Origin of the sequence: Streptomyces sodiiphilus (assembly GCF_039529215.1) — a bacterium.
In the GTDB taxonomy this organism is placed as follows: domain Bacteria; phylum Actinomycetota; class Actinomycetes; order Streptomycetales; family Streptomycetaceae; genus Streptomyces; species Streptomyces sodiiphilus.
Map to the genome: position 1 here is coordinate 233,907 of NZ_BAAAMJ010000030.1, position 20,379 is coordinate 254,285.

General features: G+C 72.3%; 17 protein-coding genes. 8 read left to right on the top strand and 9 right to left on the bottom strand.

Annotated elements, in window-relative coordinates; translation table 11 throughout:
• The first annotated feature begins 73 nt into the window (after positions 1-73).
• A complete protein-coding gene (locus ABD299_RS15330) occupies positions 74-841 on the top strand; it encodes an LON peptidase substrate-binding domain-containing protein (RefSeq protein WP_344262590.1) in 768 nt (255 codons plus the stop codon).
• 45 nt (positions 842-886) lie between these two features.
• Positions 887-1,408 (top strand): Cys-tRNA(Pro) deacylase, encoded by a 522-nt coding sequence (gene ybaK, locus ABD299_RS15335; protein WP_344262592.1) that lies wholly within the window; start codon positions 887-889, stop codon positions 1,406-1,408.
• Positions 1,409-1,414: 6 nt separating this feature from the next.
• On the opposite strand, the gene ABD299_RS15340 is transcribed toward ybaK, so the two are convergent.
• The 4 genes from ABD299_RS15340 to ABD299_RS15355 all read right to left on the bottom strand — a co-directional run bounded on the left by ABD299_RS15340 (position 1,415) and on the right by ABD299_RS15355 (position 5,248).
• Positions 1,415-2,038 carry an ABC transporter permease gene (locus ABD299_RS15340; RefSeq protein WP_344262594.1) on the bottom strand — a complete coding sequence of 208 codons (624 nt, stop codon included), beginning with the start codon at positions 2,036-2,038 and terminating at the stop codon, positions 1,415-1,417.
• A gap of 55 nt (positions 2,039-2,093) precedes the next feature.
• A complete protein-coding gene (locus ABD299_RS15345; protein WP_344262596.1) occupies positions 2,094-2,909 on the bottom strand; it encodes an ABC transporter permease in 816 nt (271 codons plus the stop codon).
• A complete protein-coding gene (locus tag ABD299_RS15350; protein ID WP_425581345.1) occupies positions 2,906-3,913 on the bottom strand; it encodes an ABC transporter ATP-binding protein in 1,008 nt (335 codons plus the stop codon). Before ABD299_RS15350 ends, ABD299_RS15345 begins: the two co-directional genes overlap by 4 nt.
• Before the next feature lie 132 nt (positions 3,914-4,045).
• Positions 4,046-5,248: an NYN domain-containing protein gene (locus ABD299_RS15355; protein WP_344262598.1), complete on the bottom strand. Its 1,203-nt coding sequence runs from the start codon at positions 5,246-5,248 to the stop codon at positions 4,046-4,048.
• A 204-nt stretch (positions 5,249-5,452) separates the two neighbouring features.
• Between ABD299_RS15355 and ABD299_RS15360 the strand changes: the two genes are divergently transcribed.
• Entirely contained in the window at positions 5,453-5,605 is a 153-nt protein-coding gene (locus ABD299_RS15360; RefSeq protein ID WP_344262600.1) for a hypothetical protein, read from the top strand.
• A 15-nt stretch (positions 5,606-5,620) separates the two neighbouring features.
• Here ABD299_RS15360 and dnaE read toward each other — a convergent pair whose 3' ends face one another.
• Positions 5,621-9,160: a DNA polymerase III subunit alpha gene (gene dnaE, locus ABD299_RS15365; RefSeq protein WP_344262602.1), complete on the bottom strand. Its 3,540-nt coding sequence runs from the start codon at positions 9,158-9,160 to the stop codon at positions 5,621-5,623.
• A 301-nt stretch (positions 9,161-9,461) separates the two neighbouring features.
• Between dnaE and ABD299_RS15370 the strand changes: the two genes are divergently transcribed.
• From ABD299_RS15370 to ABD299_RS15380, 3 genes are all read left to right on the top strand, one after another.
• A complete protein-coding gene (locus ABD299_RS15370) occupies positions 9,462-10,130 on the top strand; it encodes a hypothetical protein (RefSeq protein ID WP_344262604.1) in 669 nt (222 codons plus the stop codon).
• 45 nt (positions 10,131-10,175) lie between these two features.
• Positions 10,176-11,006: a thioredoxin domain-containing protein gene (locus ABD299_RS15375; protein WP_344262606.1), complete on the top strand. Its 831-nt coding sequence runs from the start codon at positions 10,176-10,178 to the stop codon at positions 11,004-11,006.
• A gap of 89 nt (positions 11,007-11,095) precedes the next feature.
• A complete protein-coding gene (locus ABD299_RS15380; RefSeq protein ID WP_344262608.1) occupies positions 11,096-12,679 on the top strand; it encodes a serine/threonine-protein kinase in 1,584 nt (527 codons plus the stop codon).
• 21 nt (positions 12,680-12,700) lie between these two features.
• Here the strand turns inward: ABD299_RS15380 and ABD299_RS15385 are convergent, their stop codons facing one another.
• Positions 12,701-13,291 carry a dienelactone hydrolase family protein gene (locus ABD299_RS15385; protein ID WP_344262610.1) on the bottom strand — a complete coding sequence of 197 codons (591 nt, stop codon included), beginning with the start codon at positions 13,289-13,291 and terminating at the stop codon, positions 12,701-12,703.
• A 122-nt stretch (positions 13,292-13,413) separates the two neighbouring features.
• On the opposite strand from ABD299_RS15385, the gene ABD299_RS15390 reads away from it, so the two are divergent.
• Positions 13,414-14,481: a mechanosensitive ion channel family protein gene (locus tag ABD299_RS15390; RefSeq protein ID WP_344262612.1), complete on the top strand. Its 1,068-nt coding sequence runs from the start codon at positions 13,414-13,416 to the stop codon at positions 14,479-14,481.
• A gap of 7 nt (positions 14,482-14,488) precedes the next feature.
• On the opposite strand, the gene ABD299_RS15395 is transcribed toward ABD299_RS15390, so the two are convergent.
• The 3 genes from ABD299_RS15395 to ABD299_RS15405 form a co-directional block, all read right to left on the bottom strand.
• Complete coding sequence (locus ABD299_RS15395; RefSeq protein ID WP_344262615.1) at positions 14,489-15,430, bottom strand: RluA family pseudouridine synthase; 942 nt, start codon at positions 15,428-15,430, stop codon at positions 14,489-14,491.
• A gap of 23 nt (positions 15,431-15,453) precedes the next feature.
• The gene (gene lspA, locus ABD299_RS15400; RefSeq protein ID WP_344262617.1) at positions 15,454-16,053 is read right to left on the bottom strand and encodes a signal peptidase II; all 600 of its coding nucleotides are present in this window, start codon (positions 16,051-16,053) and stop codon (positions 15,454-15,456) included.
• Positions 16,054-16,135: 82 nt separating this feature from the next.
• On the bottom strand, positions 16,136-16,873 hold the full coding sequence (locus ABD299_RS15405) for a TraR/DksA family transcriptional regulator (protein ID WP_425581346.1): 738 nt from the start codon (positions 16,871-16,873) through the stop codon (positions 16,136-16,138).
• Between the two features lie 251 nt (positions 16,874-17,124).
• Here ABD299_RS15405 and ileS point away from each other — a divergent pair, with 251 nt between their 5' ends.
• Entirely contained in the window at positions 17,125-20,292 is a 3,168-nt protein-coding gene (gene ileS / locus ABD299_RS15410) for an isoleucine--tRNA ligase (RefSeq protein WP_344262619.1), read from the top strand.
• Positions 20,293-20,379 lie beyond the last annotated feature (87 nt).

Sequence of the window (20,379 nt, forward strand, 5' to 3'; positions counted from 1 at the left end):
GCTTCCCGGGACTGGCCGCACATTCCACTGTGTGATACGAGCCGTCGGCGCCGAGCCGATAGGCTGGCGGGCTGTGACCACCACGCGCCTGCCGCTGTTCCCGCTCAACACCGTGCTGTTCCCGGGACTGGTGCTGCCGCTGAACGTCTTCGAGGCACGCTACCGGGCGCTGATGCGCGACCTGCTGGCCCTGCCCGCGGACGGCCCTCGGCCGTTCGGGGTCATCGCCATCCGGGACGGCCTGGAGACCGCGCCGGCGGCGGTCGGGCTTCCGGAGGAGCAGGCACCGCCGGACGCCGGGCCCGGAGCGGGCTTCGCGCCCGGTGATCCCATGAAGTCCTTCCACCCCGTCGGCTGCGTGGCGGACGCCTCGACCATCCGGGCAAAGCCGCCGGCCACGGGCCCGCGGGACACGGCGGAGGCCTACGAGGTGCTGGCCACCGGCACCACGCGGTTCCGGCTGCTGTCGGTGGACAGCAGCGGGCCCTACCTGACCGGCGAGACGGAGGAACTGCCCGAGGACAGCGGGGAGGGCGCGGGGGCGCTGGCGGCGGGAGTGCTGGACGCCTTCCGCGCCTACCAGAAGCAGCTGGCGGGTGCCTACGAACGGACCCTGGCCTCCGGGCAGGATCTCCCGCAGGAGCCGTCGGTGGTCTCCTATCTGGTGGCGGCCGCCACGGTGCTGGGCACCGCCGAGAAGCAGCGGCTGCTCCAGGCCCCGGACACCGCCACCCGGCTCGCGCAGGAGCTGGCCGTGCTGCGCCGCGAGACCCGGCTGATCAGTAAGCTCCCCTCGGTACCGGGCGTGGACTTCACGATCCGGCCGACCTGCCTGAACTGAGGACCGTCCCGGGCTGCCCGAGGACGGCGGTGAGGAGCCGCAGCGATGGGGAAGAAGAACGGCCGCGGGCACAGCGGCGCCGGCGGCACACCGGCGACAGTCGCCGCGGCCGCCGCCGGACTCCCCCATACGCTGCACTCCTACCGGCACGACCCGGCCGCGCCCTCCTACGGCCTGGAGGCCGCCCAGGCGCTGGGAACGGACCCGGCACGGGTGTTCAAAACCCTGGTCGCCGAGGTGGACGGGAAGCCGGCCGTGGCCGTCGTCCCGGTCGCCGCGTCACTGGGGCTGAAGGCGCTGGCCGCCGCGGTGGGCGGCAAGCGCGCGGCGATGGCCGACCCGGCGGACGCCGAGCGCATCACCGGGTACGTCCGCGGTGGGATTTCGCCGCTGGGCCAGCGCAAGCGGCTGCCGACGGTGGTGGACTCCTCCGCGCTGGACCACCCGGCCGTGCTGGTCTCGGCAGGCCGCCGGGGGCTGGAGATCGAGCTCGCCCCGGCCGACCTCGTGGCGCTGACCGGTGCGGTGACCGCCCCCGTCGCCCGGGGTGCCTCGCGGGGCGTCTGAGCGGGATCATCCCCCGGCCGGGGGGTGGCCGAGGCGCTCGTCCGGCTCCTCCTTGGGGCCCCACACCGCCATGCCGAGCAAGTGGACGGCCAGGGCTCCGAAGGGCAGGCCGAGCAGCGCGCCCTTGGCGCTGAGCTCCAGGGGGGCGTCGAAGACCACGCCCTCGCCGGCCTCCCTGGCCCGGGCCACCACGTCCTGGGAAGGGCCGAACGTCACCCCCAGCCGCCACGCCAGCAGCGACCCCAGGAATGCCCCCACGGCCAGCCCGATCACCACGGCCGGGCCGCTGCGGCTGCGCAGCAGCAGCACCAGCAGGCCGAGCACCGCGCCCACCGACAGCCCGAACAGCAGGAAGGTGCCGTCCGCGCCGATCGCCTCCTGGCCCTCGGAGTTGTACAGCAGGACCGCGTCGCCCCGGGCGACGAGTGGCACCCGCGGGGCGGTCCACAGCCACAGCAGGCCCAGCGCCACCCCGCCGGCCAGAGCGACGGGCACGGCGGTGAGCAGCATGTCCCGCAGGCCGCCGGCGCGCCGCCCGCCCGGAGGGCCGGAGGCGTTGTCGGTCAGGTCCCACGGGTGGTGGCCCGGGGCTGCGGCGTGGTCGTGAGGGAAGGGCTGCGGTGCGGTCACGCGGACATCCTGCCAGCAACGGCCGGGCGTTCGAGCTCCGGGACTGCTGTTCGGTTCATCCGCGCACCGCTGCCCGGCGGTAGGCCCAGGTCGCCAGGACCAGCGCACCGGCTCCGGTCACCGCGCAGACGCTGAGATCGCCCCCCACCGCCGCCCAGTCGGGCTCCGGCCCCAGGACCGCGGCCAGCGCCTCCACTCCGTAGGTGGAGGGGAGCAGGTCCCTCAGCCACTGCGCGGGAACCGGCAGCCCGGAGGCCGGCACCACTCCCAGCAGCAGGGCCGCCGACATCCCGAGCTGCCCGCAGAGGGTCGCCAGCTCCGGCCGCGGCGCGAGCAGCCCGAGCGCCGCGCCCAGCCCGGCAAGCGCCGCCCCGGCCAGCGGCACCACCGCCAGCAGGATCCACAGCCCGCCCATCGGCAGCTGGTAGAGCAGGGCGCCGATCACCGCGGTGATCAGCACGCCCGGCACGGTGAACGAGGCGTAGGCCGCGGCGGTGCCCAGCGCCACCGCGGCCGCCGGCACCGGTAGCGTCGCGTAGTGGTCCAGACCGCCCCCGGCCCGTAGCTGGCCGAAGTACTGGGCGAGCAGGTTGAGCCCCACGAACGCCACCACCAGCACGGTGGAGCCGGCCACCACCGCGCGCGCCTCCTCACCCGCGCCGCCGTCCACGACCCCGCGCATCAGCACCATGATGCCGATGGACTGGAAGGTCGCCACGAACAGCAGCGGGATGCGGGCGACACGCGCCCGGGACAGCTGGGCACGGTAGACGGCGCCCATCGACGGCCACAACCGGGCCACCGGCGCCAGGGGAACGGGGTCCTGTCCGACGGCCGGCGGGGCGGCGGGAGCGGGAAGTCGCGCGGTCATGCCCGCACCAGCCCCTCGCCGCTGCCGCCCAACGACAGGTAGACGTCCTCCAGGGTCGGGGTGGCCAGGGTGAAGTCGTCCAGGGCCGCGAAGGCCGGTCCGGTGGTCACGGTGGTGATCGCGGCGCGGGCCCGCTCGGGGGACATCCGCAGCGACCAGCGCCGCCCGGTCACGGTGGCGGCCTCCCGCAGCGCGGCGATCTCCGGGATCTGCGGCGGAGGCGCGTCCCGCCAGACCAGGTCCAGCCGCACGTCGTCGCCCACCATGGCCTTCAGACCGCCGGGGGTGTCGCAGGCGATGACCCGGCCACCGTCCATGACCGCCACGCGGTCCATCACGGTCTCCGCCTCGATGACGTTGTGCGTGACCAGCAGCACGGTGGCGCCTTCCTCGGCACGGCGGCGGTCGACCGCCGCCCACACCGCCCGCCGGGCGACGGGATCCATGCCCGTGGTGGGCTCGTCCAGCACCAGCAGCGGCCTGCTGCCGGTGAGGGCCGCGGCCACGCAGGCCAGCCGCCGCTGGCCCCCGGACAGCCGCTTGAGCGGGCGGCCGGCCAGTGGCCCGAGCCCGAGTTCCTCCAGAACCGCGTCGCGCTCGCGGCGCGCGTCGGCCCGCCCCAGGCCCCGCAGCCTGGCGGTGGTCTCGGCGGCCAGTGCCACCGTCAGGTCCTCCAGGGCGGTGGCCTCCTGTCCGAGGTGGGACAGGAGCCGGGCGGCCCGCCGCGGGTGACGGACCAGATCGTGGCCCAGCACGGTGATCGAGCCGGTGTCCGGCCGCAGCAGCCCGGTGAGCTGCCGGACCAGGGTCGTCTTGCCGGCTCCGTTGGGGCCCAGCAGTCCGAAGATCTCCCCCCGGCGCACCTCCAGGGTGATGCCGTCGCTGGCGCGCACCTCGGGGGTGGCCGGACGGCCGCGCCGGGCGCGCCGGGCGGGATAGGTCTTGGACAGCCCGCGCACGGCGAGCGCCGGCGGCCCGGCCGCCGGCTGCTCCGCCGCGCTCAGCACTCCGGTGGTCTCCACTCCGGCCCGTGCGGTTGATAGGGACACGGTTCACGAGGGTACGCGGCGCGCGCGATCGCCGCTGCGGCGGGGCGTGGCCGGGCCGGCGGTCCCGCGGACGTGCGAGCGGCGCCTTCAGTTCTCGGAGGGGACCGGACCGGCCGCGGTGCGGGCGTCCACCTCGCGCCAGAAGCCGGCCCGGATCGCGTACCGGTCCTGCTCGTCGATCTGGTCGTCCTTGTGCGCCAGAAGACCGAAACGGGCCGCGTAGCGCAGCAGTTCGCCGTCGATGCGGTGCGGGATGCGCGGGTACTCGGCGGAGAGCTGCTGGAGCTGGAGCGGGCTGGTGAGCCGCTCGGTCCAGCGGCGGGCGAAGACCTGGCCGACCTCGAAGGGGTCGCCGCTGACGGCGGTGATGTCCTCCTCCCGGTCCGCCCACCGCTGCTCGGCGGAGGTGAGCTGGGAGAGCATCGGCAGGGCGGCCGTCTCCGGGGACTCCGCGGCTCCCTGCCGCTCGACCCACCCCTTGTCGGAGGACCACCGCAAGGTGGCGGCCGGCGGCGGGGCGGGACGGCCCAGCGAGGCGAGGTCCTTGGGCGTGGGCACACCCTTGGGGGAGGCGGCGGGCTCCTCCTCACGGTCGCGGTCGGCGCAGCCGTCCTGATCGCGGCGGGGGGCGAATCCGTTCTTCGCCGCGGCCGGGGCCTTGGCCGGGGACTCCTCCCCCTCGGGGAGCGGGGCGGCGAAAATCGCGGCGATCTCCGGGCGCGGGGCGCCCGGGGCAGCGGTCTCCTTCACGCGGACCGCGCGGGTGATCCAGGCCCGGTCCAGCACCCGGCGCTCGTCCGCCTCGGCCACCAGGTCCTCGGACTGGTTGTAGTCGCCGTCCGCGGCCTGCACCGCCCACAGGTGCACGGCGACCCCGTGTTCCTTGGCGGACATCAGCCCGGGCAGCAGGTCCCCGTCGCCGGTGACGAGGACGATGTCGGCGCACGCGCGGTTGCGGGCCAGTTCGGTGAGCTCGGCATGCATCGCGGCGTCCACGCCCTTCTGGGCCCAGCGGCCGTCGCTGCGGGTGAGAGCTCCCAGGCGCACAGTGACCCGTGGCATGACGCGCAACCGCCGGTGTTCGGGCTGCGGGACGCGGTCCGGGGCACCGTCGAACCAGTAGATGCGCAGCAGCCTGCAGCCGGTGTCCTCCTCCGCACGCTCGCGCAGGCCCTGGATGAGAGCCGCGTGGTCGACGCTGATCCGGGGCCGGGCCGGTTCCCCGGCCAGAAGGCTCGCGGCTGCGCCCAGCAGATAACCGGCATCGACCAGAACGACGCAGCGGTCCACGTTGCACCTTCTTTCCCCGGAGCTTTCCCAGAGTCTGCCCGACCCGGCAGCGGTTATCTGCCCCGGCTGGATCGTCGGCGTGGCGGGCGGTCTGGTTCCCGCGCGGCCGCCGGACAGGCACCGGCGGTCCGATATGCGGGACTTGTCCTCCCGTGCGACGCTGAGTTCACCAGCGTGTGAGCGGATCAACGCAGGAGGCGATCCATGGCCAGGAACAAGAACCGGAGCCGGAGCGAACCCCGGAACGACAGCCGGGGGCAGCAGCAGGGCACCGCTCCGGCAGGTGAACGGGAGCGGCACGGGAGCGGTCCTGAGGTGCCCGGCCGCAAGAACAAGCGCCGCTTCGGCCACAACTGACCGGCGGGGCGGCCGTCAGCCGGCCAGGCAGGAGGGGCCCAGAAGGGCCTTGAGGTCGCCGAACAGGGCGGGATCCGGCTGCACCCGGTGCCGGTCCAGGCGCAGCACAGTGGTGGTGCGCGACCCCTGGAGCCGTACCCGGACCTCGGTGTTCCCGCGGTGCTGGCCGAGCACCTCGCCGAGCCGCTCGACGAGCGGCGGGGTGACCTTGACGGTGGGGATGGTGATGGTCACCGGCGCGTCGGAGGCGGCGTCGGACAGGTCGGGGACCATCAGTTCCATGGCGACCAGGCGGGGGACGTCCTCGCGCTTGTCCAGCCTCCCCTTGACGAACACGACGGCGTCCTCGATCAGCTGAGTGGACACCAGTTGATAGGTGGCGGGGAAGAACATGCAGTCGATGGAGCCGGCCAGGTCCTCCACGGTGGCGATGGCCCAGGCATTGCCCTGCTTGGTCATCTTGCGCTGGAGTCCGGAGATGATGCCGCCGATGGTGACGATCGAGCCGTCGCCGTAGTCCCCGCCGGTGAGCTGGGAGATCGACGCGTCGGCCTTGTCGCTGAGCACGTGCTCGATGCCGAACAGCGGGTGGTCGGAGACGTACAGGCCCAGCATCTCCCGCTCCTGGGCCAGCAGGTAGCTCTTCTCCCACTCGTCGTCGGGGAACTCCACGTCCATCCCGAAGCCCGGGCCCTGGTCCGCCTCCTCGTCCCCCATGCCGCCGAAGAGGTCGAACTGCCCCTCCGCCTCCTTGCGCTTGACCTGCACCACGTTGTCGATCATGGCTTCGAAGTGCGCGGTCAGCCCCTTGCGGGTGTGGCCCAGTTCGTCGAAGGCACCGGCCTTGATCAGCGACTCGACGGTCCGCTTGTTGCAGACCACGGCCTCCACCTTGTCCAGGAAGTCGGGGAAGGAGCTGTACTTCCCCTTCGCCTTGCGGCAGGAGACGATCGAATCCACGACGTTCTGCCCGACGTTGCGGACCGCGGTCAGCCCGAAGACGATGATCTCGTCGCCGCGCGGGGTGAAGTTGGCGTCGGACTCGTTGACGTCCGGCGGCAGCACCTTGATGCCCATCCTGCGGCACTCGTTGAGGTAGACCGCCGACTTGTCCTTGTCGTCGCGCACGGAGGTCAGCAGCGCGGCCATGTACTCGGCCGGATAGTTCGCCTTGAGGTAGGCCGTCCAGTAGGTCACCAGGCCGTAGGCGGAGGAGTGCGCCTTGTTGAAGGCGTATCCGGCGAACGGCACCAGCACGTCCCACACGGCCTTGACGGCCTCGTCGGAGTACCCGTTGTCCCGCATGCCCTTCTGGAAGTTGACGAACTCCTTGTCCAGCACCTCCTGCTTCTTCTTGCCCATCGCCCGGCGCAGCAGGTCCGCCTGTCCCAGGGTGTATCCGGCGAGCACCTGGGCTGCCTTCTGCACCTGCTCCTGGTAGACGATCAGGCCGTAGGTGATGTCCAGGACCTCGCGGAGCGGCTCCTCCAGCTCCTTGTGGATGGGGGTGATCTCCTGCTGGCCGTTCTTCCGCAGCGCGTAGTTGATGTGGGAGTTCATCCCCATCGGACCGGGCCGGTACAGGGCGGAGACGGCGGAGATGTCCTCGAAGTTGTCGGGCTTCATCATGCGCAGCAGGGAGCGCATCGGGCCGCCGTCGAACTGGAAGACGCCCAGGGTGTCGCCGCGGCACAGCAGCTCGAAGGTCCTGGGGTCGTCCAGGGGCAGGTCGAGCAGCTTGATGTCTACGCCCTTGTTCTTCTTGATCAGCTTGACGGCGTCGTCCATGATCGTCAGGTTGCGCAGGCCCAGGAAGTCCATCTTCAGCAGGCCGAGCGACTCACAAGTGGGATAGTCCCACTGCGTGATCGTCACGCCGTCGGTGTGCCTGACCCAGACCGGGACGTGGTCGGTGATCGTCTCACTGGACATGATGACGCCCGCGGCGTGCACACCCATCTGCCGCACCAGGCCCTCCACACCCCGCGCGGTGTCGATCACCTTCTTGACGTCCGGCTCGTTCTCGTACATCGCCCGGACCTCGCCCGCCTCGCTGTAGCGGGGGTGGTTCTTGTCGGTGATGCCGGACAGCGGAATGCCCTTGCCCAGGACGTCGGCCGGCATCGCCTTGGTGATGCGGTCGCCCATGGCGTAGGGGTAGCCCAGGACCCGGGAGGCGTCCTTGATGGCGTTCTTGGCCTTGATGGTGCCGTAGGTGCCGATCATGGCGACCTTGTCGTCGCCGTACTTCTCGGTGACGTAGCGGATCACCTCGGCGCGCCTGCGCTCGTCGAAGTCGATGTCGACATCGGGCATGCTCACGCGCTCGGGGTTGAGGAAGCGCTCGAAGATCAGGCCGTGGTCGATCGGGTCGAGGTCGGTGATGCCCATGGCGTACGCGACGATGGAGCCGGCCGCGGAGCCCCGGCCCGGGCCCACCGCGATGCCCTGTTCCTTCGCCCACATGATGAAGTCGGCGACCACGAGGAAGTAGCCGGGGAACCCCATCTCGATGATGACGCCCATCTCGTAGTCGGCCTGCCGCTGCCGGTCCTCGGGCACGCCCTGCGGGTAGCGGCGGGCCATGCCCTTCCTGACCTCCTCGCGGAACCAGGTGACCTCGGTGTAGCCGTCGGGCACGTCGAACCGCGGCATCAGGTCGCGAGGCTCGAACCACCCGGTGGTATCGACCTGTTCCACGACCAGCAGGGTGTTGCGGCAGCCCTCCTGCCAGGCGTCGGAGGAGTCGACGGCATACATCTCCTCGGCCGACTTCAGGTAGTAGCCGTCGCCGCCGAACTTGAAGCGGTCGGGGTCCGAGAGGTTCTTGCCGGTCTGGATGCACAGCAGGGCGTCGTGCGCCTCGGCCTCACCGGCGTAGGTGTAGTGCGAGTCGTTGGTGACCAGCGGCGGGATCCCGAGCTTGCGGCCGATCTCCAGCAGACCGTCGCGGACCCTCTTCTCGAGGTCCAGGCCGTGGTCCATCAGTTCCAGGAAGTAGCGCTCCTTGCCGAAGATCTCCTGGTACTCCCCGGCCGCCTTCAGCGCCTCGTCGAAGTGCCCCAGCCGCAGCCGGGTCTGCACCTCCCCGGACGGGCAGCCGGTGGAGGCGATCAGCCCTTCGGAGAACTGCGCGATGGTCTCCTTGTCCATCCGCGGCCACTTGGTCAGCCAGCCCTCCTTGTAGGCGTCGGAGGACAGCCGGAACAGGTTGTGCAGACCGGTCTTGTTGTGCGCCCAGATCGTCTTGTGCGTGTAGCCGCCGGAACCGGAGACGTCGTCCCGCTTCTGATGCGGCTGACCCCACTGGATGCGCCGCTTGTTGCGGCGGGACTCCGGGGCGACATACGCCTCGATCCCGATGATGGGGGTGATGTCCGCCTTACGGGCCTGCTGGAAGAAGTCGTAGGCACCGTGCAGGTTCCCGTGGTCGGTCATGGCGATGTGCGTCATGCCCATGTCCTGGCAGGCCTGGAACATGTCCTTCAGCCGCGCCGCTCCGTCCAGCAGCGAGTACTGGGTGTGAACATGCAGATGTGTGAAGGGCTTGCGCACCGGACGGGCCTTCCGCAGGACGAACTGATGGCGAGATCCCGGCACGGACGACGGTACCGGGGTGGTCCTCGACCCTACCCCCGCAGCAGGCTCCCCGGCCCCTTCCGACGCGCCCGGGCCCGGGGTATCAGCGCAGGTCACGAGCCATGTCCGACGGGAAGGGCGAGGTCAGCGCAGTGACCGAAATCCCCCGCCACGAGGGCTCCCGTGCGCCGCCCGCGGCGACGGACGGCGGGCCGTGACCAGGACGTCACACCCTGCCCCGTACCCCCGCGCGCGGCGGCGTGGCACACTCGCCTCGATGGGCATATCCCGGACCGGTCTACGCACGGCGCGCGCGGCCGTCTTCACCGCGCTGTGCGTCGCGCTGTCCGCAGGCGCCCACGTGCTGCTGTCCGGCACTCCGCTGCCGGTGCCGACCGTCGCCGCGGTGACGCTGGCCGTCTTCGCCCTCGCCTTCCTGCTGGCCGGCCGCGAACGCGGCTTCGGCCGCATCGCGGCCCTGCTGGTGCCGCTCCAGGTGGCGGCCGACACGGTCTTCACCACCGGCCAGGCCACCTGCTACGGAGCCGCCGCCCCGGAGGGAGGTTCCCCGCTGCGGATGGCCGGCATCGACCTGCTGTGCGCCGGCGGCGACTTCGGAACCCCGCTGGCCCGGCTGGCCCAGGGCGCCCCGCCGGCCGCGCACCCGGCCGGGCCCTGGCTGCTGCTCGGCCTGCACGTGGCCGTCGGCCTGGCTGCGGCGCTCTGGCTGCGCGGCGGCGAGGCGGCGCTGGCCCGCATGCTGCGGGCCGCCATGGCGGGAACGTTCCGGCCGCTGGCCCTGGTCGTCGCGGCCCGCTCGGCCGTGCCGGATTCCCGGCGGTGCGCCGTGCCCGCCGCCCCCCGGCCCGGCCCCTTCCGGGCGCTCCCGCTGCTCACCCACTCCGTCGTGCGACGGGGCCCCCCGTGCCCGGTCCTCGCCGCCTGAGAGCACGCATCCCCCACCGGACCACACGGAAGACCACACACAGACATGAGCAAGCGCAACACGCAGGAAGCCAAGCGAGCCGCCCGCGAGCGGCTGAAGCAGGAGCGGGAACAGCAGGCCAAGCGGGAGAAGCTGCGGCGGCAGCTCGTCGTCGCCCTCTCGGCCGTCGGCGTGCTCGCCATAGCGGCCGCCATAGGTCTCGCCGTCGCCAATGCCGGCGGCGGCGGCGACGAAACCGACTGGGAAGCGGTCTCCGCCCAGCTGGAGGAGGACGGCGACGACGCGGACTACCCGGTTCCGGCCCACGCCTCCGGCGAGGGCGGGCTGACCGTCCTCATCGGCGACGAGAACGCCGAGAACACCTTCACCCTCTACGAGGACCCGCGCTGCCCGTCCTGCGCGGGCTTCGAGCAGAACGTCGGCCCGGCCGTGCACGAGGGCATCGACAACGGCGAGTTCAACGTCGAGTTCGTCTTCGGCACCTTCCTGGACAACGGCCCCAACGGCGGCACCGGGTCCAAGAACGCGGTGAGCGCGCTGGGCGCGGCGCTCGACGTCAGCCCCGAGGCGTTCCTCGGCTTCAAGGACGCGCTGTACTCCGAGGACTTCCACCCCGGGGGCGGCCGTGACGACTTCGGCGACGACGACAGGATCCTGGAGATCGCCTCGACGGTGGACGAGCTGGACGGCAACCAGCAGTTCGAGGACGCCGTCCGGGACAGCACCTTCGCCGCCTGGGCGCTGAAGATGTCCGAGAAGTTCGACGCCGACCCCGACGTGTCCGGCACCCCGTCGGTGAAGCTGAACGGCGAGATGCTCGACACCCCGCAGGACGCGGCGGGATTCCGGGCCCTGTTCGAGGCGAACAGGAAGTAACCGCCATCGGGCACGCGGGCGGCCGTCCGGTCCGGGCGGGCGCCCCCCGCCGCGCCCCCCGNACGCCGGGGACGCCCTACCCTGACCTCATGTCAGGGGGCAGGGCGGGGCAGGTCGTCGACGGGCGCTTCCAGCTGATCGCGCCGCTGGGGCGGGGCGGGATGGGCACCGTCTGGCGGGCGAGGGATCTCGCGCTGGAGCGCGAAGTGGCTCTCAAGGAGGTCCGCCCGCCGGACCCGGGGTCCGGCCGGGAAGGGCAGGATCTGCGCGAACGGGTGCTGCGCGAGGCCCGTGCCCTGGCCCGGGTCAGCCACCCCAACGTGGTAACGATCCATCACATCGTGGATATCGCCCCGCACCCCTGGCTGGTCATGGAGCTCCTGCCCGGCCGGACCCTGGAGACCGTGCGGACTGCCGGGCCGCTGGCCCCGGCCGAGGCCGCCCGGTACGGGCGGGACGTCCTGGCGGCGCTGTGCGCCGCACACGCCGGCGGCATCCACCACCGGGACGTCAAACCGGCCAACGTGCTGCTGCGGGAGGACGGCTCGGCGGTCCTCACCGATTTCGGCATCGCCGCCGTGGCCGGTTCGTCCTCGCTGACGGTCACCGGCGGCATCGTCGGCTCACCCGAGTACATGGCTCCGGAGCGGGCTCGCGGGGGCCGGGACCTTCCCGCCTCCGACCTGTGGTCCCTGGGCATGATGCTGTACGTCCTCGTCGAGGGCCGCAGTCCGATGCGCCGGGACACCGTGCTCGCCACCCTGACGGCGGTGCTGGAGGATCCGGTGCCCGTACCGGTGCGCGCCGGGCAGCTGGCCCCGGTGCTGGCGGCCGTGCTGGTCAAGAACCCGGAACTCCGCCCGGACGCCGGGCGACTGGACGCCATGCTGTCCGCCGTGGCACAGGGCCGGGCCGGGCCGCCCCCGGGGCCGCCCCCGCCGCCCCCGGGGTCCCCGGCTCTCCCCACTGCCCCGTCCGCGAGGCAGGACACCCAGGTCACCGCCCCCCGCCCGACGCCGCACCGCCGGCGGACCACGGTGCTGGCCGGGCTGGTCGCCGCGGCGCTGCTGCTCGCCGGCGCGACCACTGCCGGGCTGCTGCTCGCCGCGAACGGCGGCGACAGCGGTGGTGGTACGGGTGGGGACAGCGGCGGTACGGGAGGGGACAGCGGCGGCGAACTCACGCGCCCGGACACTCCGCCCGCGACGGACGGCACCGCGGACGGAGAAACGGGCACTGACCGTCCCGACGAGGATCTCACCGACGGCGAGAACGGCTCCCCGGAGGGCGGCCAGGAGAGCGGGCGACCGTCACCGGACCTGACGGTCGCGGTGCCGGGCCAGGAGAGCGCGGACAGCTGGATCGCCCAGCTGTTCTCCGAGCCTGTCGCCTCCGGGGCACAGGCCCGCGACCGGGCGCTCGCCGCCGTCCGGGCCGAGGTTCCCGAGGCCCTGGTGCTGCGCAGTGACGACTTCGCCTCACTGAATCCCGGCTACTGGGTGATCTACGCACCGGGCCCGTTCGCCGGGGGACAGGAGGCACTGCGCTTCTGCGCGGAACGCGGCCGCACCACGCCGAACGAATGCGTCGGACGCTACCTGAGCCACCGCCACGGCGACATCGAACTGATCTGCCACCCGGAGCGCGGAGAGAACAGCCGGTGCGAGCGGTGAGCGCCCCCGGTCCGGCGCGGGTCAGCCGTCGGTCTCCTCCAGGAAGGCCAGCGCCGTGCGCCAGGTGCGGTCGGCGGCCTCCGCGTCGTGGTCGGGCAGCTCCGGGTCGGTGTAGAGATGGCCGGCGCCGCGGTAGTGGTGGATCTCCACCTCCGCACCCGCCCGGCGCATCCGCAGGTACCAGGCGGTCAGCCAGTCGTGCGGCTCGAAGGGGTCCGGGTCTGCCACGTGCAGCTGGACCGGCAGACCGTCCACCGCGGCGTCCTCGGCCAGATCGGAGGTGCCGTGCAGAAGCAGCAGACCGCGCGCCCGCTCGTCGCCCAGGGCGATCGTCTGGGCCAGCGAGGCCCCCAGCGAGAAACCGGCGTAGACCAGCCCGGTGTCCACATGACCGGCCACGGCGGCGATCGCCCGCCGCAGCAGCTCGTCACGCCCGATCTCGTCTTTGACCGCCATCCCCTCCTCCACCGTCCGGGCGGTACGGCCGCCGTAGAGGTCCGGCACGTGCACCCGGTGCCCGGCCTCCCGCAGCCGCCCGGCGGCCTCGTGCACGGCCGGGCGCAGGCCGTAGGCGGAGTGGAAGAGCACGACATCGGCCACGGTTCGCGTCACATCCAAGGTGGTGGGGGCGGGTCCTTCACCACCATCCTGCCAGTTAGCCTGGCGGGCGGACGCCGAAGGACCACAGGGCCGCGCAGCGCCCACCGCGACGGGCCGAAGGAGAGCTGTTACTGATGGAGAACGTGCTGCGGCCGCTCATCGTGATCGGCGGCACCATCACCCTCACCCTGCTGATCGGGTGGGTGATCGACCGGGTGCTGCGCGCCGCCGACCGGCGGCATCCGGAGACCCGGCTGCCCGGCCTGCTGCGTCATGGTCAACTGCCGCTGCAGATCCTCATGGGGTCCGCCGCTCTCCAGCTCACCTACGACATGTCCGGCCTGGAGCTCCGGCAGAACACCCTCATCCAGGACATGCTCGCCACGGTGACGATCGCCTCCTCGGCCTGGCTGGCGATCCGGGCGGCGGGAGCGATCGCCGAGAACACGCTGAGCAGGTACGCCGCCCGCACCACCGACCTGGCCCGGGTGCGGCAGTTCCGCACCCAGCTCACCATGGTCCGGCGGGTGGTGACCACCCTGCTGGCCGTCGTGGCCGCGGCGGTCGCCATACTCCTGGTCTTCCCCGGACTGCGGGCGCTGGGTGCCTCCATGCTCGCGTCGGCCGGTGTCATCGGCATCATCGCCGGTGTGGCCGCCCAGTCCATGCTGGGCAATCTGTTCGCCGGGCTGCAGATCGCCTTCGGCGACTCGGTGAAGATCGGCGACACGGTGGTCGTCGAGGGCGAGTGGGGCACCGTGGAGGAGATCACCCTGGCCTTCCTCACGGTGCGCATCTGGGACGACCGGCGGCTGACCATGCCGGTGTCGTACTTCAACAGCCAGCCGTACGAGAACTGGTCCCGGGGCGGCCACGAGGTCACCGGCACCGTGTTCCTGCATCTGGACCACTCCACCCCCGTCGCCGAACTGCGCGCCAGGTTGCACGAGTACCTGCTGGGTCGCAAGGACTGGGACGGCCGCTCGTGGAGCCTGGTGGTGACGGACACCACGCCGACCACGATCGAGGTGCGGGCGGCGATGTCGGCCAAGGACGCCGACGACGTGTGGACGCTGCGCTGCGCGGTCCGCGAGGAGCTCATCACCTGGCTGCGCACGCACCACCCCTACGCGCTGCCGCGGGTGCCCACCTCGCCCGCGGCCCGTCCGCCGGAGGCGACCGGGGACGGGGACGGCGGCTGAGCAGCGGTCAGACGCTGTCCGCCCGCACGATGTCCAGCGCCTGCTGCAGATCCTCGGGATAGCTGCTGGTGAACTCGGCCCAGCGGCCGTCCGCCGGGTGCTCGAAGCCCAGCCGGACGGCGTGCAGCCACTGCCGGGTCAGCTTCAGGCGTGCCGCCAGCGTCGGGTCGGCACCGTAGGTCAGGTCCCCCGCGCACGGATGGCGGAGGGCCGCCATGTGGACCCGGATCTGGTGGGTGCGGCCGGTCTCCAGCTTGATGTCGAGCAGGCTGGCCGCCCGGAACGCCTCGACCAGGTCGTAGTGGGTGACCGACGGCTTGCCGTCGGCGGTGACGGCCCACTTGTAGTCGTGGACGGGATGGCGGCCGATAGGCGCGTCGATGGTGCCGCTGAGCGGATCGGGGTGCCCCTGCACCAGCGCGTGGTACCGCTTGTCGACGGTGCGCTCGCGGAACTGCTGCTTGAGCCGGCTGTAGGCGCGCTCCGACTTGGCGACGACCATCAGCCCCGAGGTGCCCACGTCCAGCCGGTGCACAATGCCCTGGCGCTCGGCCGCCCCGGAGGTCGCCACGGTGTAGCCGGCGGCGGCGAGCCCGCCGATGACCGTGGTGCCCGTCCAGCCGGGGCTGGGGTGGGCGGCCACGCCGACCGGCTTGCTGATCACCACGAGGTCGTCGTCGTCGTGGACGATCTCCATCCCCTCGACCGGCTCGGCGACCACCCGCACCGGCGCGGCCGGCGCGGGCATCTCCACCTCGAGCCAGGAACCGCCGGTGACCCGCTCGGACTTGCCCACCTCGGCCCCGTCCAGGCGGACCTTCCCGGCCGCGGCCAGTTCGGCGGCCTTGGTCCGGGAGAAGCCGAGCATGCGGGCGAGAGCGGCATCGACCCGCTCCCCCTCCAGGCCGTCCGGTACGGGCAGGGTGCGGGTCTCGGGAAGGGTGCTCACCCGTCCGAGTATGCCCGACCCGGTCAGTCCCGGTGCACGGTCCCGTCGGGGTCGAGACCGCGGAAGGACAGGATGACGATCAGGATGCCGCCGCAGACGATCGCGGAGTCCGCCAGGTTGAAGACGGCGAAGTACTTGGGCGCGATGAAGTCCACGACGTGGCCCTGGAGCGCCCCGGGGGCCCGGAAGACCCGGTCGGTGAGATTCCCCAGCGCGCCGCCCAGCAGCAGCCCCAGGGCGATGGCCCAGGGTGTGCTGTACAGCTTGCGGGCGAGCCGGATGATCACCACCGCCACCACCGCCGCGATGACGGTGAAGACGATGGTGAGCGCTTCCCCGATGCCGAAGGCGGCGCCGCCGTTGCGGACCGCCTCGAAGCGCAGCCAGTCACCGATCACCGGCACCGGGGAGCGGCCCTCCAGCCACTCCACCACCATGATCTTGCTGACCAGGTCGAGGATGTAGGCGACGGCAGCCACCGACGCGAGTGCGGCGATCCGCCGCCTGCCGCGGGGCGCGACGGCGTCCCCGGTGGACTCGCCGGGCTCCTTGGCCGGTCCGGCAGGGTCTGCCGGGGGCCGGGGCTCGTCGGGTTTCTCGATGGTCCGCTCCGCCTCGCTCACGTGACGAGGGTACGACACACCAGTGCGGGAGCCGGAAATCCGCGGCCGGTCCCGGTCCGCCCCGCCCGCCGGCGCCTGCCGCTCAGGGACGTCTCTCCTGCCGCTGCTTGCAGTCCACGCACAGGCCCGCACGGGGGAACGCCTGCATCCGGGCCTTGCCGATGGGTTCACCGCAGTGCTCGCACAGTCCGTAGCTGCCGGCCTCCAGCCGCTGCAGGGCGCGCTCGGTCTGGTAGAGCATCTCCCGGGCGTTGCTCGCCAGCGCCAGTTCGTGCTCCCGCGTGACGTTCTTGGTGCCGGTGTCGGCCTGGTCGTCCCCGGCCCCGTCGCCGGAGTCCCGCATCAGGCCGCTCAGCGCCTCCTCGGAGGCGGCGATCTCGGCCCGGAGGTTGTCCGCCTCGCCGGCCAGCTCCGTCCGGGCCGTCTCCACCTCCTCCGCCGTCCAGGGCTCCTCTCCAGGGCGGACCGCCAACTGTTCGGCGATCGCGGCGCCGCGGGCCGGCGGCACGGGAGCCGCCGACCGGTCCGTCGTGGTCTTCTTACCAGCCACCTTCTGGGCTCCTGTCCTCCGGGCCGTGTCCGCCGGGTCTCCCCCGGCGGCCGGATCACCTGGGCGGCGACCTCTCACACTTCGTGACATTGCTTGCGAATCGTGCCGGAACGATAAGTCGCCCCGGGGCGCGCGGCAATGTGGGCGCGCCGGTCTCCCTGCGTTGTGTGCCCCGCCCGGCAGCGGGGTAACCGGTCGTGGCCGTCCTCCCGCTGCCCGTACACTGGTCGGCAGCGAAAGGCGATGACGGGGACGAGTAGCGTCGTCCAGCGGCCCGAAGCGACCCGGGGACGGTGGAAGCCCGGGGGCCGCCCGATGTGAAGATCACCCCCGAGCCGCCGGAAGAACGCCCCGTCCCCGCGGCGGGCGCCAGTAGAACCGGCAGCGCTGCCCCAATGAGGGGGCGGTGGCGCGCGCCCCGGGCGCGGCCCCGCCAAGGAGGGTGGTACCGCGGGCCTCCGCCGGACGGCGGCGTCTCGTCCCTCCGGCCGGAAGCTCCCTGTCCGCCGGAGGATGACCAGATGCCCCCGCAGGCCCCGCAGACCCCGCAGTACCGCCCGGTACCCGCCCAGGTGTCGCTGCCCGAGCTCGAGCACGAGGTGCTGGAGCTGTGGCAGCGGAACAAGACCTTCGCCCGCAGCCTCGAACAGTCCCGCGGCCGCCCGGAATGGGTCTTCTACGAAGGGCCCCCCACCGCCAACGGGATGCCCGGCACCCACCACATCGAGGCCCGGGTCTTCAAGGACGTCTTCCCCCGCTTCCGTACGATGCGCGGCTACCACGTGGGCCGGAAGGCCGGCTGGGACTGCCACGGCCTGCCCGTGGAGCTGGCGGTGGAGAAGGAGCTGGGCTTCTCCGGCAAGCAGGACATCGAGCGCTACGGCATCGCGGAGTTCAACGCCCGGTGCCGCGAGTCCGTCACCCGGCACACCGACGCCTTCGCGGAACTGACCACCCGGATGGGCTACTGGGTGGATCTGGACGACGCCTACCGGACCATGGACCCGGAGTACGTGGAGTCCGTGTGGTGGTCGCTGAAGGAGATCTTCGGCAAGGGGCTGCTCGTCCAGGACCACCGGGTGGCCCCGTGGTGTCCGCGCTGCGGCACCGGACTGTCCGACCACGAGCTCGCCCAGGGGTACGAGTCAGTCGTCGACCCCTCGGTCTACGTCCGGTTCCCCCTGCTCTCCGGCCCGCTGGCCGGTCAGGCGTCGCTGCTGATCTGGACCACCACGCCGTGGACCCTGGTCTCCAACACCGCGGTGGCCGCCCACCCGGACGTCACCTATGTGGTGGCCACCGACGGCAGGGAGCGCCTGGTGGTGGCCGAGGCCCTGATGGAGCAGGCCCTCGGTGAGGGCTGGCGGCCCACCGGGCAGTCCTTCACCGGTGCCGAGATGGAGCGCTGGTCCTACCGGCGTCCCTTCGATCTGGTGGCGTTCGACGCCGACGGGCCCGAGGCCCACTTCGTGCTGAACGCCGGCTACGTCACCACCGAGGACGGCACCGGCCTGGTCCACCAGTCCCCTGCCTTCGGCCAGGACGATTTCGTCACCTGCCGGGCGTACGGGCTGCCGGTGGTCAACCCGGTCGGTCCCGACGGCACTTTCGCCGAGGACCTGCCACTGATCGGCGGGCAGTTCTTCAAGAAGGCCGACGAGGCACTGGTCGCCGACCTGGACGCGCGCGGCCTGCTGCTGCGGCACCTGCCCTACGAGCACAGTTACCCGCACTGCTGGCGCTGCCGCACCGCGCTGCTCTACTACGCCCAGCCCTCCTGGTACATCCGCACCACCCGGATCAAGGAGGCGCTGCTGCGGGAGAACGAGCGCACCAACTGGTTCCCGGAGTCCGTCAAGCACGGCCGTTTCGGTGACTGGCTGAACAACAACATCGACTGGGCGCTGTCCCGCAACCGGTACTGGGGCACCCCGCTGCCCATCTGGCGGTGCCAGGAGGGCCACCTGACCTGTGTGGGCTCGCTTGCCGAGCTGAGCTCGCTCACCGGCACCGACCAGTCGGGGCTGGACCCGCACCGGCCCTACATCGACTCCGTGACCTTCCCCTGCACCACCGACGGCTGCTCACTGACCGCCGAGCGCGTGCCGGAGGTGATCGACGCCTGGTACGACTCCGGTTCGATGCCGTTCGCACAGTGGGGCTACCCGCACCGCAACAAGGAGATCTTCGAGCGGCGCTACCCCGCACAGTTCATCTCCGAGGCGATCGACCAGACCCGCGGCTGGTTCTACACGCTGATGGCGGTGGGCACCCTCGTCTTCGGCAAGTCGTCCTACGAGAACGTCGTGTGCCTGGGCCACATCCTCGCCGAGGACGGCCGCAAGATGTCCAAGAGCCTGGGCAACATCCTGGAGCCGATGCCGCTCATGGAGCAGCACGGCGCCGACGCGGTGCGCTGGTTCATGGCCGCCGGCGGCTCCCCGTGGGCCGCGCGGAGGGTGGGCCACGGCACCATCCAGGAAGTGGTCCGCAAGACGCTGCTCACCTACTGGAACACCGTCGCCTTCCAGGCCCTGTACGCCCGCACCTCGCAGTGGGCCCCCGGGGAGACCGATCCGGCTCCTCACGAGCGGCAGCTGCTGGACCGGTGGCTGCTCAGCGAGCTGAACGCCCTGGTGGAGATGGTCACCGGGGCGATGGAGAACTACGACACCCAGCGCGCCGGGAAGCTGCTGTCCACCTTCGTGGACGACCTGTCCAACTGGTACGTCCGGCGCTCGCGCCGCCGGTTCTGGCAGGGCGACCCGGCCGCGCTGCGCACCCTGCACGACGTGCTGGAGACGGTGACCCGGATGATGGCCCCGCTGGTGCCCTTCATCACCGAACGTGTCTGGCAGGACCTCGTGGTGCCGGTCACCCCGGGCGCTCCGGACTCGGTGCATCTGGCGAGCTGGCCGGAGGCCGATCTCTCCCGGGTCGACGCGGACCTCTCCCGGGACATGCTGCTCGTGCGGCGACTGGTGGAGCTGGGACGGGCCACCCGGGCGGAGTCCGGGGTCAAGACCCGGCAGCCGCTGTCCCGCGCCCTGGTGGCCGCCCAGGGCTTCGAGCTCCTCGGCGAGGAACTGCGCCAGGAGATCGCCGACGAGCTGAACGTCACCCGGCTCGCGGCGCTGTCCGAGATGGGCGGCTCGTTGGTGGACACCACCGCCAAGGCCAACTTCCGGGCCCTGGGGCGGCGGTTCGGCAAGCGGACCCAGCCGGTGGCCCGCGCGATCGCCGAGGCGGACGCGGCCGGGCTGTCGGCGGCGCTGCGCGCGGGTACCGCGGCCGTGGACGTGGACGGGGAGCTGGTGGCCCTGGCCCCCGAGGAGGTGCTCATCACCGAGACGCCGCGCGAGGGCTGGTCGGTGGCATCCGACACCGGCGCGACGGTGGCGCTGGATCTGGAGATCACCGAGGAGCTGCGCCGGGCAGGGCTGGCCAGGGACGCCATCCGGCTGATCCAGGAGGCCCGCAAGAACAGCGGCCTGGACGTGGCCGACCGGATCACCGTGCGCTGGCGGGCGGAGAACGAGGAGACGGCCCGGGCCCTGGTGGACCACCAGGCACTGATCTCCGACGAGGTGCTGGCAACCGACTTCGCGGAGGGCGAGGCCGGGGAGGAGTACGGCCGGCCGTTCCAGGACCCGGCCCTCGGGCTGACCTTCCGGCTCCGCCGGGTGTGACAGCCGCGGCATGACAGCGGGGCCGGTCCCGGACAGTGTCCGGGACCGGCCCCGCTCGATATGCCGGTCGGCTCCGTCAGGCCGTGG